This window comes from Ensifer sp. LBL (assembly GCF_050435225.1).
GTDB lineage: Bacteria > Pseudomonadota > Alphaproteobacteria > Rhizobiales > Rhizobiaceae > Ensifer.
On the sequence record NZ_JBNDJY010000001.1, the window covers coordinates 702,771 to 716,571 of the forward strand.

At 63.0% G+C, this 13,801-nt stretch carries 20 protein-coding genes; 6 read left to right on the top strand and 14 right to left on the bottom strand.

The features are described from left to right. Positions 1-27: 27 nt before the first annotated feature. Positions 28-270 (top strand): hypothetical protein, encoded by a 243-nt coding sequence (locus OKW20_RS03390; protein WP_429112510.1) that lies wholly within the window; start codon positions 28-30, stop codon positions 268-270. A gap of 33 nt (positions 271-303) precedes the next feature. Here the strand turns inward: OKW20_RS03390 and OKW20_RS03395 are convergent, their stop codons facing one another. Then, the gene (locus OKW20_RS03395) at positions 304-1,440 is read right to left on the bottom strand and encodes a fumarylacetoacetate hydrolase family protein (protein ID WP_429171137.1); all 1,137 of its coding nucleotides are present in this window, start codon (positions 1,438-1,440) and stop codon (positions 304-306) included. Between the two features lie 253 nt (positions 1,441-1,693). On the opposite strand from OKW20_RS03395, the gene OKW20_RS03400 reads away from it, so the two are divergent. Next, positions 1,694-2,116 carry a hypothetical protein gene (locus tag OKW20_RS03400; protein WP_429170196.1) on the top strand — a complete coding sequence of 141 codons (423 nt, stop codon included), beginning with the start codon at positions 1,694-1,696 and terminating at the stop codon, positions 2,114-2,116. A 125-nt stretch (positions 2,117-2,241) separates the two neighbouring features. On the opposite strand, the gene OKW20_RS03405 is transcribed toward OKW20_RS03400, so the two are convergent. Beyond that, positions 2,242-2,859: a TetR/AcrR family transcriptional regulator gene (locus OKW20_RS03405; RefSeq protein ID WP_043618277.1), complete on the bottom strand. Its 618-nt coding sequence runs from the start codon at positions 2,857-2,859 to the stop codon at positions 2,242-2,244. Between the two features lie 51 nt (positions 2,860-2,910). Here OKW20_RS03405 and OKW20_RS03410 point away from each other — a divergent pair, with 51 nt between their 5' ends. Next, positions 2,911-3,705 carry an SDR family NAD(P)-dependent oxidoreductase gene (locus OKW20_RS03410; RefSeq protein WP_429170199.1) on the top strand — a complete coding sequence of 265 codons (795 nt, stop codon included), beginning with the start codon at positions 2,911-2,913 and terminating at the stop codon, positions 3,703-3,705. A 74-nt stretch (positions 3,706-3,779) separates the two neighbouring features. On the opposite strand, the gene OKW20_RS03415 is transcribed toward OKW20_RS03410, so the two are convergent. The 3 genes from OKW20_RS03415 to OKW20_RS03425 form a co-directional block, all read right to left on the bottom strand. Next, the gene (locus OKW20_RS03415) at positions 3,780-5,033 is read right to left on the bottom strand and encodes an NAD(P)/FAD-dependent oxidoreductase (RefSeq protein ID WP_043618271.1); all 1,254 of its coding nucleotides are present in this window, start codon (positions 5,031-5,033) and stop codon (positions 3,780-3,782) included. 65 nt (positions 5,034-5,098) lie between these two features. Then, entirely contained in the window at positions 5,099-5,602 is a 504-nt protein-coding gene (locus OKW20_RS03420) for a TIGR00645 family protein (protein WP_082006056.1), read from the bottom strand. 156 nt (positions 5,603-5,758) lie between these two features. Next, positions 5,759-5,923, bottom strand: coding sequence for a DUF1328 domain-containing protein (locus tag OKW20_RS03425; protein ID WP_034800864.1), 165 nt, complete (start codon positions 5,921-5,923; stop codon positions 5,759-5,761). Positions 5,924-6,149: 226 nt separating this feature from the next. Between OKW20_RS03425 and OKW20_RS03430 the strand changes: the two genes are divergently transcribed. Next, positions 6,150-6,344: a hypothetical protein gene (locus OKW20_RS03430; protein ID WP_429170202.1), complete on the top strand. Its 195-nt coding sequence runs from the start codon at positions 6,150-6,152 to the stop codon at positions 6,342-6,344. Between the two features lie 104 nt (positions 6,345-6,448). Here OKW20_RS03430 and OKW20_RS03435 read toward each other — a convergent pair whose 3' ends face one another. Continuing rightward, the gene (locus tag OKW20_RS03435; protein ID WP_043618266.1) at positions 6,449-6,646 is read right to left on the bottom strand and encodes a CsbD family protein; all 198 of its coding nucleotides are present in this window, start codon (positions 6,644-6,646) and stop codon (positions 6,449-6,451) included. Between the two features lie 76 nt (positions 6,647-6,722). Further along, positions 6,723-7,046 carry a hypothetical protein gene (locus tag OKW20_RS03440; protein ID WP_429170204.1) on the bottom strand — a complete coding sequence of 108 codons (324 nt, stop codon included), beginning with the start codon at positions 7,044-7,046 and terminating at the stop codon, positions 6,723-6,725. Positions 7,047-7,559: 513 nt separating this feature from the next. Between OKW20_RS03440 and OKW20_RS03445 the strand changes: the two genes are divergently transcribed. Next, entirely contained in the window at positions 7,560-7,808 is a 249-nt protein-coding gene (locus tag OKW20_RS03445; protein ID WP_034800856.1) for a glycine zipper domain-containing protein, read from the top strand. 47 nt (positions 7,809-7,855) lie between these two features. On the opposite strand, the gene OKW20_RS03450 is transcribed toward OKW20_RS03445, so the two are convergent. Continuing rightward, positions 7,856-8,104, bottom strand: a complete 249-nt coding sequence (locus OKW20_RS03450; protein WP_429112490.1) for a NepR family anti-sigma factor — start codon at positions 8,102-8,104, stop codon at positions 7,856-7,858. Positions 8,105-8,260: 156 nt separating this feature from the next. On the opposite strand from OKW20_RS03450, the gene OKW20_RS03455 reads away from it, so the two are divergent. Next, positions 8,261-9,058, top strand: coding sequence for a response regulator (locus tag OKW20_RS03455; RefSeq protein WP_043618257.1), 798 nt, complete (start codon positions 8,261-8,263; stop codon positions 9,056-9,058). A gap of 17 nt (positions 9,059-9,075) precedes the next feature. Here OKW20_RS03455 and OKW20_RS03460 read toward each other — a convergent pair whose 3' ends face one another. From OKW20_RS03460 to OKW20_RS03485, 6 genes are all read right to left on the bottom strand, one after another. Next, entirely contained in the window at positions 9,076-10,206 is a 1,131-nt protein-coding gene (locus OKW20_RS03460; RefSeq protein ID WP_402323738.1) for an AI-2E family transporter, read from the bottom strand. A 137-nt stretch (positions 10,207-10,343) separates the two neighbouring features. Next, on the bottom strand, positions 10,344-10,514 hold the full coding sequence (locus tag OKW20_RS03465) for a hypothetical protein (RefSeq protein ID WP_090425577.1): 171 nt from the start codon (positions 10,512-10,514) through the stop codon (positions 10,344-10,346). A gap of 177 nt (positions 10,515-10,691) precedes the next feature. Continuing rightward, on the bottom strand, positions 10,692-11,039 hold the full coding sequence (locus OKW20_RS03470) for a RidA family protein (protein WP_025426006.1): 348 nt from the start codon (positions 11,037-11,039) through the stop codon (positions 10,692-10,694). 180 nt (positions 11,040-11,219) lie between these two features. Further along, entirely contained in the window at positions 11,220-12,050 is an 831-nt protein-coding gene (locus tag OKW20_RS03475; RefSeq protein WP_043618254.1) for an ABC transporter ATP-binding protein, read from the bottom strand. After that, the gene (locus OKW20_RS03480) at positions 12,047-12,889 is read right to left on the bottom strand and encodes an ABC transporter ATP-binding protein (RefSeq protein ID WP_429170206.1); all 843 of its coding nucleotides are present in this window, start codon (positions 12,887-12,889) and stop codon (positions 12,047-12,049) included. Before OKW20_RS03480 ends, OKW20_RS03475 begins: the two co-directional genes overlap by 4 nt. 2 nt (positions 12,890-12,891) lie before the next feature. Further along, positions 12,892-13,800: an ABC transporter permease subunit gene (locus OKW20_RS03485; protein ID WP_429170208.1), complete on the bottom strand. Its 909-nt coding sequence runs from the start codon at positions 13,798-13,800 to the stop codon at positions 12,892-12,894. Position 13,801 lies beyond the last annotated feature (1 nt).

Here is a 13,801-nt window from a genome sequence, read left to right on the forward strand (position 1 = left end):
CACAATCGATCAGGTGGAGACAGGCCGATGCTCGAGACAAAAGCGGATGCGGCATATGCGATCGAGTACTTCCAGGAACACCCGGAAGCCGGGCTGTGCCGGGAGGGACGGCGCTGGTGGATAACGCCGAACGCAAACGAGACCGATCGGCGGGTTCTCCGTATCGACAGCGCTGAAGCGGAACGACTGAAGGAAGACGCCCGCCTTCAGTCCGTCGCTGACATCGCGCATGCGGGCCGGTCGCTCTGGATCATGAGGAACATGACGTAGGTGCCCTTGCGGGTGGGCCACGGAGCATGGTCCCTACAGCAGCCCCCGTCCCGCAAGATTGCGCATCAGCGACGCGGCGCCAACGCTCCAGGGCGCGCACTCCGTCGATAGCTTGACCGTGTTGGTCAGCGATCCGAGTTCGGCGTTGGCGATCGTCACCACGTCGCCGCGCTTGTGGGTGAAGCCCTGGCCGGGCTCGTCGCGGTCTTCGACGGGGGCGAAGAGCGTGCCCATGAACAGCATCAGGCCATCGGGATACTGGTGATGCGGACCGATCGTCTGGGCGACGAGGTCGAGCGGATCGCGGCTGATCTCGGCCATCGAACTGCGGCCGGTCAGGCGGTAGCCGTCCTCGCCTTCGACCAGGAGGCTGAGTTCCGCCCGGCGGACATCGTCGATGGTGTAGCTTTCGTCGAAGAGCCGGATGAAGGGGCCGATGGCGCAGGAGGCGTTGTTGTCCTTGGCCTTGCCGAGAAGCAGCGCCGAGCGCCCCTCGATGTCGCGCAGGTTGACGTCGTTGCCGAGGGTGGCACCCCTCACCTGGCCGCTTGAGGAAACCGCAAGTACGATCTCCGGCTCTGGGTTGTTCCAGCGCGACGCCGGGTGCAGGCCGACATCGGCGCCCGGGCCGACCGCCGAGAGGACCTGCGCCTTGGTGAAGACCTCTGCGTCCGGGCCGATGCCGACCTCCAGATATTGCGACCAGACGCCCTCTTCGATGAGGGCTGCCTTGACGCGGGCCGCCTCCGGCGAACCGGGTTTCAGGTTTCGTAGACTGTCGCCGATGACAGCGGTGACGCGGGCTCGGATCGCTTCGGCGCGCGACGCATCGCCCGCCGCGCGCTCCTCGATGACGCGCTCGATCATCGAGCGCGCGAAGGTGACACCGCAGGCCTTGACCGCCTGGAGGTCCGAGGGCGCGATCAGGTGGATACGCGCCGGGTCCGCCTTTTGCGCGAAGAGCTCCTCGATCGAGCCCAGTCGATCACCCGGTGCGGTGCGGGCATGTTGAACCGGATCCGAAAGCTCGAGCAGGTCGCGCATGGTCGGCGCCGTCTTGCTGGTGATGTCATAGAGCGCGCCGTCGCGCAGGACGACGAGCGACGGCCCACTCAGATCCGGCCGCCAAACCCGGCCGACAAAGGTGCCAGTGCGAAATGCCGGATCCATCATGCCTTCCATCCTCCCGTGAACGCCTATTTCTTGCAGCGGAAGACGGGGCTGTAAAGCCGGCAGCGACACTCAGGCTTCCCTCCGGTTGCAGCGTCCGGAACATTGCAAATCCTCATACGTTTATGCCTATGCCACGCGCCCTCCGGGCGCCCTTGTCGCGCAATCGCGACGGCGCGAAATCCGGTGCCACGACTGCCGGGAAGGTTCAGGAGCAGTCGCATCAAGGCCACCCGAGGACGCCAAGAAAAGGATGCACACAATGAACCAGCACGAGGAATTCAAGGACAAGCCCGTGATCGATCCGGTGACCGGGCAGCCGCTGCCACAGACACCAACGCAGATGAGCGACGTGCCGCCTCCCTCCCGCTCGGGGCGCAGTAACTGGCCGATCGTCATCATCCTGCTCGCCGGCCTGGTATTGGCGCTGATCGCCTGGCTGCCGGCCGAACTCAGCCGCGACACCGCCAACACGGCAGCGCCGCCGGCGACCACCGACCAGCCGGCAACCGGAACGACGGGCCAGGCGACACCGCCGACCGATACGGCCACGCCCCCCGCCGGTGGAACAACGACCCAGCCGGCACCGGAAACGACGCCGCAGCAGGGAACGCAGGGCGCCAGCCCGAACTCGACCCCTGGCACGACACCCGACATGACGCAGCCGGCGCCGTAAGTAGGACGGAGCCCGCGCAAATCGATGGGCCGGAGGTTTTGATCTCCGGCCCTCGCGTCATCGTTCACCAGAATGAAAACGGGGTGGCCTAAATACGGATCGGTGCGTCCGTTAACCGTCGTCGGTCAGTGCGGCCTGATGTTTGCGGAAATCATCGCATCCCAGCCGGCTGCGGCGCAGTCGGCGATCGCAAGCAGGGTTTCCCGCGTAGCGCCATCGCGTGCCTGGATCGACATGCCGTGCTGCAGCGAGGCGACGTAGGCGGCAATCGCTGCGCAATCGACACCGGCAGGCAGGTCGCCCTCTTCGACGGCGCGCTCGAAGCGTCGCTCCAGAGCCACCTGCTTTTCAAGCCGGCGCAGCTTCAGAGCGTCGCAAACCTCCGCATCTCCACCTGCCATCTGCGGCGCGGAAAGAACCACCATGCAGCCTCTCGGCTCGCCCCGCTGGGTAAAATTCGCAGCCGTGCGTCTCAGCAGGTCGTGCACCGCCGCCTTTGCGGTCGGAACCGCCTCCAGTTCATCCCAGATGCCGGCACCGTCGGTGCGGCCGTAAAGATCCACAGCCTCGATGAAGAGCTGCGCCTTGCTGCCGAAGGCCGCGTAGAGGCTCGGTGGGTTCAATCCCATGACCCGGGTCAGGTCCGAAAGCGAGGTATTGTCATAGCCCTTGTCCCAGAAGAGCTGCATGGCGCTTGCAAGCGCCTCGTCCCTCGAAAAACTGCGTGGCCGCCCGCGGCTCATGCTCGCTGATCCTTTTTTGTATCGATCAATACATAAATCGCTTGACAGCGGATGGCAAGTCGCCTCCCTTTATATGTATCGATCACTACAGATTTGGAGAAGCCAGTGACGAGTTTGAAAGACAAGGTGGCCCTGGTAACGGGCGGCAGCCGCGGCATCGGTGCTGCAATCGCAAAACGCTTGGCGAGCGACGGCGCAACGGTGGCGGTGACCTACAGCCAGTCGAAAGAAAAGGCCGAGGCGCTCGTGGCGGAGATCAAGCGGGCTGGCGGCAGCGCGCTGGCAATCCGGGCGGACAACCGCGATCCGGGCGCGGTCGAGGCTGCCGTCAAGTCGGTTGCGGAGAAGCACGGTCGCATCGACATTCTCGTCAACAATGCCGGCATCTTCGATGCCGGGACGATAGACGAGGTAACCGCGGAGGATTTCGATCGGACGATCGACGTCAATGTGAAGGCGGTGTTTCTCGCCACGCGCGGCGCAGCGGCGCACATGCCGGATGGCGGGCGCGTCATCACGATCGGCAGCAACCTTGCCGCCCGCGTCCCATGGCCGGGCATGAGCCTTTATGTGCTGAGCAAGAGCGCGCTGATCGGCTTCACAAAGGCGGTGGCACGCGATCTCGGGCCGAAGGGCATCACCGTCAACATCGTCCATCCGGGCTCGACGGACACGGACATGAACCCGGCCAATGGCGACCATGCCGGCCCACAGCGCGGACTGATGGCGATCCCCCGCTTCAACGAGGCAAGCGACGTGGCAGGCGTCGTCGCCTGGCTGGCGGGTCCTGACGGCCGCAGCGTCACGGGCGCCGAATTCACCATCGACGGCGGCACCAACGCCTGATCAGCCAAAGAAAAAAGGCCGGAAACGCAGCTTCCGGCCTTTTCCCACTGCGTGATGCTGTGGCTTCGGACCCGTCAGGCCAGGAAGCGCTCCGGCCGGTAGGGCGCGATGTCGATGACCGTCTTTTCACCGGTCATGGCTTCCGCCAGCGCCCGGCCGGTGACCGGCCCGAGCGTCATGCCGTGATGGGCGTGACCGAAGGCAAACCACAGGCCCTCGTGACGCGGCGCCTTGCCGATCAGCGGCATCATGTCCGGCGTGCAGGGACGCGCGCCCATCCACGGTTCTTCGTCACGGCGTTCGGCCAGCGGGAAGAACTCGCGCGCCACCCGCTCGGCTCGCGTCAGCTGCACCGGCGTCTTCGGCGCGTCGCGCCAGGCAAATTCCGCGCCGGTCGTCAAACGGATGCCGCGCAGCATCGGCGCCAGGAAATAGCCCTTCTCGGCATCGAGCACCCAGTTGTTGAGCTGCGCGCCCTCCTGCGTGCCATAGTGCATGTGGTAACCGCGCTTCACGGCAAGCGGGAAATGGTAACCGAGCTTGCGGGTCACCGTATCGGCCCAGGGGCCGAGCGCCACGACGACTTCGCGCGTCTCCAGCGGCCCTTCCGGAGTGGCGACGCGCCAACCGGGACCTTCGAGCACGTGTTCTGTCGTCGCCGCATCGCCGGAAATCAGCCGTCCGCCCAGGGACTGGAAGTAGGCGAGATACGCCTTGTTGAGGCTGTGCGGATCGCGGATCGACCAGGGATCGCTCCAGCGCAGGCCACCGACGAGATCCGCCTTGATCGACGGTTCCAGCGTCTTCAACTCGCTGGTCGAAAGTTTCTGGTGGTTGACGCCGAAGCCGGCCGAGAGTTTTTCCGCTTCCTTGTACGCGGCGTCGCGTTCCTTCTCGGTGCGGAACACCTTCATCCAGCCATCCTTGCGGATGAGGTCGCCGGCGCCGGACGCCTCGATCAGATCCTGGTGTTCGCTGATCGAATGCTCGATCAGCGGCGCATAGAGCTGGGCGATGCGCCGGTGCTGGGTGAAACCGGAGTGCCACCAGTAGCGCGCCAGGAACGGCACCAGGCCCGGCAGGGCGCGGAAATGGTAATGGGCGTCGATGGTGTTGTTGAGCGCGTAGCGAAAGAGCGCGCCGAAATCATGCGGGAAACCATAGGGAAAGACGCCCTCGCGCTGGATCAGGCCGGCATTGCCGTAGGAGGTTTCCTCACCGGCGCCGCGACGGTCGAGCAACACCACCGACTTGCCGCGGCGGGCGAGATGGATGGCGGTGGAAATGCCGACGATGCCGGCGCCCAGAACCACTACGTCAGTCTTCATCTAAAGGCTGCCCCGTTGCTCGATCAAGACAAGCCGCGGCCTTGCGCCGGGCCGCGGCACCAATATCACTTCTTCTTCAGCGCAGTCATGATCTGCTCGAGATAGCCGAGCAACACGGCCGATACGACGAAGGCAAGATGTATGATCGTCGCCCACATCAGCTGTTCGCTCGAATATTGCTGCGCGTTCAAGAAGATCTGCAGCAGGTGGATCGAGGAAATGGCCACGATCGACGACGCGACCTTGATCTTCAGACTACCGGAATCGAGCTTGCCGAGGAAGGAGACCTCCGCGTCGCCTTCGTCGAAGCGGCTGACGAAGTTCTCGTACCCTGAAATCATCACCATCACGATCAGGCTGGCGACCAGCGCGGCATCGATCAGGGCGAGCATGGCCAGGATCATCTCCGCATCGTCATAGACGAAGACCATGCTGGCGATCTTGAACAGCTTGAAGGCGAACGAGATGCCGTAAAGGGCGAGCGCCGCTACCAGGCCAAGATAGAAGATGACGAGGAGCCAGCGGCTGGAGAGGATGATCCGCTCGACGAGCAGTTCCAGCGATTTCATGGTGTTCGGTTCCTCAAGGCTATTGCGACGGTTTCGGCATCAATAGCCAAGCAGGCAGGCAAGGGCAAGCAAGACGATCGAGCCCCAAACGCACCATGGGCGGCAGTAACGCCGCCCATTTTCGTCCGTTCGTATCCGCTCAAATTCGGGCTCCCGTCAGCCGCGACGCACGAGGCCAGCTACGAGCGAAATCACCAGGAAGACCAGGAATAGGAAGAAAAGGATCTGCGCGATGCCCGCGGACGTGCCGGCAATACCCCCAAACCCAAGTACACCCGCTATGATTGCCACAACGAGGAAGACAAGCGCATAGTATAACATAGCAATTCTCCTTGCCGAAATCACTGCAAAGCAAACGCCATAGCTTTCAATTTGTTCCAGTTATCGATCAAAATCACCGCGCAGAATTCCGCGGCTTCACTCGACATTAATATTCTGTTTACGATGAAAGACGAAAGAGTCCCAAATCGGCACGGTTTGCACCGGAAATGCCCGGAACCTTCGCAATACTCTGACGTTCTTCATCCATGGAACACGCAGGGTCGAAATGAAGATGCCGACAGCACATATCTGGAAAACGGCGATCGAAGCCGGACGGGAGCGGACGCATCTCTCCGATAGAAATCTTCACATCGGAAAGACGATGCGCGACCTATACACCGACGGCGACGAAAAGAGCGCCAAGATTCAGTCTCTGCTGGAAGAACTCCGCAAGCGAGAGGCCAAGGCAAAGAAGAAATAAGCGCGATGCGCACCACAAACAAAGCCGCGCGACAGATGTCGCGCGGCTTTTGCTTTTACAGTTATTCTTCCAGCAAAGAAGAGTAATTGCGTTACTCGAACCATCTAACGGCGGGACATCCAGTCGTCGATCTGGCGCTCCGCCTCGTCACGCGCGACGCCGTACCGCGCCTGGATCCGCCCGGCGAGTTCTTCCCTACGGCCATCGATGACATCGAGGTCGTCATTGGTGAGCTTGCCCCACTGCGTCTGAACCTTGCCCTTCAGCTCGTGCCATTTTCCTTCAACAATATCCCAGTTCATTTTCTGTCCTTTCGGTTGATGCGGCCGCGCAAGCGCAAATTGCGCTTGGGCAATTGCGCTTGGGCGGCCGGTGAAATCAGTTGCGAGTCCTGGCGCCGACGTCGTGGCGCGCGGCTACGGCGTAGCTGCCGTCATCGACCTTGACCTCGACCTGAAGCCGGCCAGGCGCCTTCACCTGCCATTCGATGGTCGCGTCTTCCACGAACAGCGCCGGATCGACTTCCGCGCAAGCGCCATAGGCGTGCTTGAAGGTCGTTCCTGTCGCCTCGATCGCGGGCGAAAGCAGTTCGCGGCATTCGTCCACGGTTTCGAAAGCCACGGTGGGCGCCGGCACTTCGCGGCAGGCCTCTGTCGTCTGCATGCAGCCGACCAGGACCATGATGGCGGCAATATGTTCCATTCGCATGCTCCCTTCCGTCAAACTCCAACAGCAAACGGCAATGCACGATCTGCGGTTCCGCAAAGGGGCGCGAAATATTTCCCGGAACTTTGGCGTGAGCTGCGCGTTTGGACGCCCGTCAAAAGCCCCCATCGGCGGTTGGGAGACGGTCGAGAACCTGCATCCGTTCGCAGCGTTCAACCGGGCGCGAGGGCGCGCAACGGCGACTGCCACCCACCATCGGCCACACCAATAATGGAACAAAAACGCCGCGCTCTCGTTTTCGCAACGATAACAAGCGCTGCGACCGCGGCCGAGCGACGGAGGAGATACTGGCGAGGCAAGGACACACCGCAAGGAGCTCACCCATTGCGAGCGCCGAACGGTTACATCAAAGGTCGATCAGGACGGCGCGGTAGCGGTACGGGCTATGCCTCATTGTCGTCATTCTGTTCGTCACCAGTCGCGGGCAAATTGATTTCACCGAAAATTGATTCTCAGTTCAACAAAGCAACCCTCGGATAGGAACGCGTCATGAAGAAGATACTTATCGTAGCAAGCCTGATCCTGCCCCTCGCGGCATGCACGCAGACAGAAAAGGGCGCGGCGATCGGTGCAACCGGCGGCGCGATCGTCGGCGGCGCCGCGACGGGCAACGTCAGGGGTGCGGCCGTGGGCGCTGCCATCGGCGGTGTCGCCGGTGCGCTGATCGGCAATGCCAACGAGCCGGGCCGCTGCATCTATCGCGACCGCTACGGCCGCCGCTACGAAGCCGCCTGCTGATCGGCGCATCTCACGAAGAAACGGGCAGCTGCCCGTTTCTTCCCCCCTCAGAGCGGAACCCCACCCTTCGACGGGCCTTTGGCCGCAGCTTCCGCTTCATCCAGTTTTTCAAGAAGATTGAGAAATAGTTCCGGAACGGGCTCCTGCTCGAGCGACCGATAGAACGCCTTCAAGCTGGCGCCGATCGAGCCGCCGATATCACGCGTTTCGGCCGTGCCGCCGCGCCGCTGGCTCACGCCTTCATGCTTTCCGGTTTCATCGTCCATGCTGCGCTTCACCACCGCTTCGTCCTTCACGGTTTTGCTGCCTGCGCGAAATCGCCGGCACACCGTTCGAACACGTCCCCCATTTGCTCTAAGCCGAAAAACGTGTTCAAAACATCCATCTATTCCGCCACATACCCCCTATCCTCAGAAATCAAACGAATCGCATTGCACGTAAGGAAGTCGTTGATGTCACTTTCGACCCGGATTGCGCCCCACCTGCCCTTTCTGCGCCGTTACGCGCGGGCCGTTACAGGCTCGCAGGCCGCAGGCGACGGGTATGTGGCCGCTGTTCTCGAAGCCCTGATCGAGGACATCAGCCTGTTTCCGGAAGCCTCGAACGATCGGATCAGCCTCTACAAGCTGTTCTGCTCACAGTTCGAAAAGATCTCGATCGACCGCAGCGAAAACACCTCGCCATTCGCATGGGAGAAGCAGGCCGCCGCCAATCTGTCGCTGATCGCGCCTGTGCCGCGCCAGGCGTTTCTGCTCGTGTCGGTCGAGGGCTTTTCCATCGCCGATGCGGCCGAGGTCATGAGCCTGAGCCAAGCCGAATTTTCGAAGCTGCTGACCCTCGCCTCGGAGGACATCTCGCGCCAGGTCGCAACGGACGTCCTGATCATCGAGGACGAGCCGCTGATCGCGCTCGATATCGAGGATATGGTGACCAGCCTCGGCCACCGCGTGACCGGGATCGCCCGCACCCACGGCGAGGCGCTCGATCTCTACCGCAAGACCTCTCCGAAGATGGTCCTGGCCGACATCCAGCTTGCCGATGGCAGCTCGGGCATCGACGCCGTCAACGAGATCCTCACACAGGCCGCGGTGCCGGTGATCTTCATCACCGCCTTCCCGGAACGGCTGCTGACTGGCAAGCGGCCGGAGCCGGCCTTCCTCGTGACCAAACCGTTCAATCCGGACATGGTGAAGGCACTGATCAGCCAGGCGCTGTTCTTCGACGAACACGCACGCTCTGCCCGGCGCTAGGCCGGGCAACATGTCGCTTATCCAGGAAGCTGCCGTTCCGGTGGCTGGTCGCTGATTTCCTCGACAATGGCGAGAACGATGAGAGAGAGCGGCAGTGCCAGCATGGCGCCAACCGCCCCCCACATCCAGGTCCAGAACACGATCGCCAGGAAGATCAGGAACGGGTTCACCTCGAGTTCGTTGCCGAGGATCGCCGGAATGGCAAGGTTTTCCATCGCGAGGTGAACGACGAAGAAGACCGCGGCCGGCGCCAATGCCAGCCACAGCACCTCGTGCGTCATCAACCCCGCCACCAGCAGGCTCAGTGTCATCGCCGTCACGCCGAGATAAGGAATGAAGCTGGAGACGAAAGCGAACAGGCCCCACAGCGGAGCCATGCCCAGGCCGCCGACAAACGCGATCACCGTCGTCACCAGGCCGAGCGAGAGATAGATCACGCTGGCGATCGAGAAGTAACGCGCCAACGCGTCCTCGATGCCGTTCATGATGCGAATGGCGCTGAGCCGCCGCTCACGGCTGGCAAAGGCAAGGATGACGGCCTTCCGCAGTTGCAGCCGCCCGAGCAAGAACAGGCCGAGTGCCGCGAGGAAAATCAGGGTCTGCACCAAGGCGGGCGTCAGCCCGGCTGCAGTGGCGGCAAGCATCGGTCCGGCATTCTTCATGACGGTGTCGGCAATCGCGTCGTTGCCGATGCTGCGCGCGACAGCCAGCCGCAGCCACTCGAACCGATCGATGAACGGCATCACCCGCGCCACCACGCTTTCGGCAAGCTTCGGCGCCTCGGAGGCGAGCGCCGTCAACGGGCCGAGAAGCGCATTGACGAGCCACGAGAGGCCGGTGACGAAGATGCCCGCCAACAGCAACCCCCCGAAGATGGGCGGCAGACCGTAGCGCGCCAGACCGTCGGCGGTCCGGCCGAGCACCACGCCGACGACGATCGCCAGCGTGATTGGCAGCAGGATCGTTTCCATGGCGTAGATGCCCGCACATGCGGCAATGGCGAAAAGGCCGATGATGCTCCAGGCGACCATCAGATCGATGCCGTCCCGCCGCGGAGCGGTCGATGGCGCCGCCGTCGCGACTGCAGCCTCCTCCTCGACGATCCGCCGCGCGCGCTTGCGCTGCTGGGCGGCACCCGCCCGCCGCAGCGTGTTCGCGATCATGCCGCGCCGTCCCTCGGCCAGGGCGGCGCGCGGGTCGTTCGCGTTTCCGGTCAACAGATCAGGCCGCCCTGCCTTTTGCTCAGGCCCTGCTTGCGGCACATCGCGTGATTGATCTTGCACGGTCAATGGTGTTCCGGCGGGAAGACATGCAGGGTCAGCGACAACAGGCCGAGCCCCAGGATGATGACGAGCAAGGTATGGGCGACACCTGCGGCGGTGTAGGGAACGAGCCCGAAACCGATCATGACGCCCGCCAAGAGAAGGACACAGACACGGGGCAGCCAGTAAAGCATTGACAGTCCTCCCAATGGTGGCGGCCGGTTTTGGCCTGCTTCTTCGGATCGGACACTTAACGTGCCGGCGCGCCGTTTGGTTCCGCGCACGGGAGCTGGAATGGGAACGAAAAACGCCGCCGGACGGCAGTCCGGCGGCGCAGGAATGAGACGACGGGAAATCCCGTAGCGCCGGCCTTAAGCGGCAGCGGCGACGACGATGACTTCGACGAGGTATTCCGGGGTCGCGAGCTTGGCTTCGCCGGTGGCGCGAGCCGGGGTATTGCCCTGCGGTGCCCAGGCGTCCCAGACCGAGTTCATCTTCGGGAAGTCTGCCATGTCGGCGAGCCAGATGGTGGCCGAAAGGATGCGGGTCTTGTCGGTGCCGGCGAGCGCCAGAAGACGGTCGACTTCGGCAAGCGCCTGCTTGGTCTGCGTCACGACATCGTCACCGGCGTTGCCGACCTGGCCGGCGAGGTAGACGGTGTTGTTGTAGACCACGGCCTGGCTCATACGGGGGCCGGTTTCGAAACGCTTGATTTCCATGAACGTGTTCCTGAGGTTGGGCCGAACGATCGGTCCGGCCAAAAAGCGGCTGCCCGCCGCCAAGAGGCGAGAAGTGAAGGCGGCGCGACACCTCTACACCATCAAGCCCCCGAGTCAAAGAAGCCGGGCAATGGCTGCCCGGCTTCTCTTGTTTCTTCAGCAAAAATCAGCAGCGGCGGGTCAGGCCGCCTGCTTCTTCTTGGCAAGGCGCGCCTTGATGCTCTCGACATCCGCACGTGGCGTCGCTGCAAACAGCGTCTTGGTGTAGCTGTGCTTCGGATCGGCAAACACCTCGTCGCGGCTGCCGTATTCGACGGCCTCGCCGAAATACATCACCATGACGTCGTCAGCGATGTAGCGCACGACCGACAGGTCGTGGCTGATGAAGACGTAGGTGAGCTTCAGCTCGTCCTGAAGGTCGGCAAGCAGGTTCAAGACCTGTGCCTGAACCGACAGGTCGAGCGCCGAGACCGGCTCGTCGAGGACCAGCAGCTTCGGGTTCAGCATCAACGCACGCGCAATGGCGATACGCTGGCGCTGGCCGCCCGAAAACATGTGCGGATAGCGGTTGAAGTGCAGCTCGGTGAGGCCGACCTTCTTCAGCATCGTCATCGCCCGGTCGCGACGTTCGTCGGCCGGCGTGTCGGTGTTGATGACCAGCGGTTCCATCAGGATGTCGCCGATCTTCTGGCGCGGGTTGAGCGAGCCATAGGGGTTCTGGAAGACGATCTGCACCTTGCGGCGCATCTCCGGCGTCATGTCGCCCTTGGAGATATCGATCTTCTTGCCCTCGATCAGGAGGTCGCCCGAGGTTGCCGGATCGATCAGCGTGAGGATGCGGCCGAGCGTAGACTTGCCGCAGCCGCTTTCGCCGACGATCGCCAGCGTCTTGCCCTCTTCGACGGAAAAGCTCACGCCTTTCAGCGCATGAACCGTCTTTGCCTTTTTGATGAGGCCGCCGGGGATATGGTAGTCGCGCACCAGATTGCGCGCTTCGAGGATCACGCTCATTGGGCCGCTCCTTCGTCGACGAAGAGTTCGGAAATCGTCGGCAGACGATCGCCGGTCGCGTTGTCAGGCAGAGCCGCCAGAAGTGCGCGCGTGTAGTTGCTTTTCGGGTTTTCGAAGAGCGTCAGCACGTCGGCCTCTTCCATCTTGCGGCCCTTGTACTGCACGACCACCCGGTCGGCAGTCTCGGCGACCACGCCCATGTTATGCGTGATCATGATCAGGCCCATCTTGTGCTCAGCCTGCAGCCTCATCAGGAGGTCGAGGATCTGCTTCTGGATCGTGACGTCGAGCGCGGTGGTCGGCTCGTCGGCGATCAGGAGCTTCGGGTTGCAGGCGATCGCGATCGCGATCATCACGCGCTGGCACTGGCCGCCCGACATCTGGTGCGGATAGTGGCCGAGCCGTTCGGCCGGATCCGGAATGCCGACCGCCTCGAACAGTTCGATCGCGCGCTTGCGGCGACCGGCCTTGTCGAGGCCCATATGGATGCGCAGCACTTCCTCGATCTGGAAGCCGACGGTGAAGCACGGGTTGAGGCTGGCGATCGGCTCCTGGAAGATCATGGCAATGTCCTTGCCGACGATCTTGCGCTTTTCGCTGGCCGACATGCCCAAGAGGTCGCGACCGTTGAAAGTGAGCTTGTCGGCCGTCACCTTCGCCGTCCAGGGCAGAAGCCCCATGGCGGCCAGCATCGATACGGATTTACCCGAGCCGCTTTCGCCGACGATCGCAAGCACTTCGCCTTCATGGACCTTCATCGATACGCCGTTGACGGCGCGGAAGGGACCGGAGGCCGTCTGAAATTCGACGACCAGGTTTTCGATTTCGAGAAGCGCCATGATCAGGACCTCTTCAGCTTGGGATCGAGCGCATCGCGCAGGCCGTCACCCATCAGGTTGATCGCAAGCACGGTGATCAGGATCGCGATACCCGGAAGGGTCACCACCCACCAGTGGCTGCTGATGAACTCGCGGGCTTCGGCGAGCATCGTGCCCCATTCCGGTGTCGGAGGCTGTGCGCCCATGCCGAGGAAGCCGAGGGCGGCTGCGTCAAGGATCGCGCTCGAGAAGGAGAGCGTCGCCTGGACAATCAGCGGCGCCATGCAGTTCGGCAGGATCGTCTTGAACATCAGACGGCCATGACCGGCGCCGGCCACCTTGGCGGCGACGACATAGTCACGGGTCTTTTCGCTCATGACGGCAGCACGCGTCAGGCGCACGAAGTGCGGCTGGAAGACGAGCGCGATGGCGATCATGGCGTTGACGAGGCCCGGGCCGAGGACGGCGACCAGCACGAGGGCTAGCAGCAGCGACGGGAAGGCGAGGATGATGTCCATCACGCGCATGATGACGGTATCGACCCAGCCACGGAAGTAGCCGGCGATGACGCCAAGTGCGATGCCGCCGACGAGCGACAGGGTCGTGACGATGACACCGACGAACAGCGAGAAGCGCGTGCCGTAGATCAGGCGGGACAGCATGTCGCGGCCGACGGCATCGGTGCCGAGCAGGAATCCGGCGCGGCCGCCTTCCTGCCAGACCGGCGGAACCAGCACCGCATCGCGGTACTGTGCCACCGGATCATGCGGCGCGACCCACGGTGCGAAGATCGCGAGCAGAACGAGGAACACAAAGAACACGAGACCGATCACGGCGCCGCGGTTCTCGGAGAAGTAATACCAGAATTCGGCCAGACGCGCCCGGCGGGACGGGTCGGTCGAAACGGTGCTTGTTGCAGCAGCTTGAGACATG

What these genes read in the sequence shown, in the direction of transcription:
- OKW20_RS03445 (WP_034800856.1), top strand. Translation starts at nt 7,560, where the DNA reads ATGAAGAAGATACTTATCGTAGCAAGCCTGATCCTGCCCCTCGCGGCA.
- OKW20_RS03465 (WP_090425577.1), bottom strand. Translation starts at nt 10,514, where the DNA reads ATGCTTTACTGGCTGCCCCGTGTCTGTGTCCTTCTCTTGGCGGGCGTC.
- OKW20_RS03415 (WP_043618271.1), bottom strand. Translation starts at nt 5,033, where the DNA reads ATGAAGACTGACGTAGTGGTTCTGGGCGCCGGCATCGTCGGCATTTCC.
- OKW20_RS03405 (WP_043618277.1), bottom strand. Translation starts at nt 2,859, where the DNA reads ATGAGCCGCGGGCGGCCACGCAGTTTTTCGAGGGACGAGGCGCTTGCA.
- OKW20_RS03440 (WP_429170204.1), bottom strand. Translation starts at nt 7,046, where the DNA reads ATGGAACATATTGCCGCCATCATGGTCCTGGTCGGCTGCATGCAGACG.
- OKW20_RS03420 (WP_082006056.1), bottom strand. Translation starts at nt 5,602, where the DNA reads ATGAAATCGCTGGAACTGCTCGTCGAGCGGATCATCCTCTCCAGCCGC.
- OKW20_RS03435 (WP_043618266.1), bottom strand. Translation starts at nt 6,646, where the DNA reads ATGAACTGGGATATTGTTGAAGGAAAATGGCACGAGCTGAAGGGCAAG.
- OKW20_RS03430 (WP_429170202.1), top strand. Translation starts at nt 6,150, where the DNA reads ATGAAGATGCCGACAGCACATATCTGGAAAACGGCGATCGAAGCCGGA.
- OKW20_RS03425 (WP_034800864.1), bottom strand. Translation starts at nt 5,923, where the DNA reads ATGTTATACTATGCGCTTGTCTTCCTCGTTGTGGCAATCATAGCGGGT.
- OKW20_RS03395 (WP_429171137.1), bottom strand. Translation starts at nt 1,440, where the DNA reads ATGGATCCGGCATTTCGCACTGGCACCTTTGTCGGCCGGGTTTGGCGG.
- OKW20_RS03410 (WP_429170199.1), top strand. Translation starts at nt 2,911, where the DNA reads ATGGCAAGTCGCCTCCCTTTATATGTATCGATCACTACAGATTTGGAG.
- OKW20_RS03390 (WP_429112510.1), top strand. Translation starts at nt 28, where the DNA reads ATGCTCGAGACAAAAGCGGATGCGGCATATGCGATCGAGTACTTCCAG.
- OKW20_RS03475 (WP_043618254.1), bottom strand. Translation starts at nt 12,050, where the DNA reads ATGAGCGTGATCCTCGAAGCGCGCAATCTGGTGCGCGACTACCATATC.
- OKW20_RS03400 (WP_429170196.1), top strand. Translation starts at nt 1,694, where the DNA reads ATGCACACAATGAACCAGCACGAGGAATTCAAGGACAAGCCCGTGATC.
- OKW20_RS03455 (WP_043618257.1), top strand. Translation starts at nt 8,261, where the DNA reads ATGTCACTTTCGACCCGGATTGCGCCCCACCTGCCCTTTCTGCGCCGT.
- OKW20_RS03470 (WP_025426006.1), bottom strand. Translation starts at nt 11,039, where the DNA reads ATGGAAATCAAGCGTTTCGAAACCGGCCCCCGTATGAGCCAGGCCGTG.
- OKW20_RS03480 (WP_429170206.1), bottom strand. Translation starts at nt 12,889, where the DNA reads ATGGCGCTTCTCGAAATCGAAAACCTGGTCGTCGAATTTCAGACGGCC.
- OKW20_RS03485 (WP_429170208.1), bottom strand. Translation starts at nt 13,800, where the DNA reads ATGTCTCAAGCTGCTGCAACAAGCACCGTTTCGACCGACCCGTCCCGC.